This is a genomic window from Halalkalibacter lacteus (assembly GCF_036663595.1).
Lineage (GTDB): Bacteria > Bacillota > Bacilli > Bacillales > Bacillaceae_D > Halalkalibacter > Halalkalibacter lacteus.
Window position 1 is genome coordinate 1 of the sequence record NZ_JAWRVL010000315.1, and the last position, 257, is coordinate 257.

1 protein-coding gene is annotated in these 257 nt (G+C 58.4%); it reads left to right on the top strand.

Going from position 1 to position 257, the window contains the following annotated elements; all coding sequences use genetic code 11:
• Window positions 1-257 (top strand): AMP-binding protein (locus SAZ04_RS22495; RefSeq protein WP_332699915.1); only part of this gene is annotated, 257 nt, incomplete at both ends.

The window sequence follows — 257 nt, forward strand, 5'->3', positions numbered from 1 at the left end:
AAAACCCAAAGCAGCGGTGCATTGTCACCACGATTTCCCCTACAACACCGAGTGTTACGCCAAGCAGGTGCTCCGGCTGTCCGAGTCCGATCGGACCACAGCGGTGTCACGACTGTACTTCGGCTACTCAACTGTCACGAATCTGATGTTTCCGTTTGCCGTCGGTGCGAGCTGCGTGCTGTTCCGAGGCCGACCAACGCCCGAGACACTGTTCGAGCGCATCAACCGGCACAAAGTGACGGTCTTGGCCTCGGTAC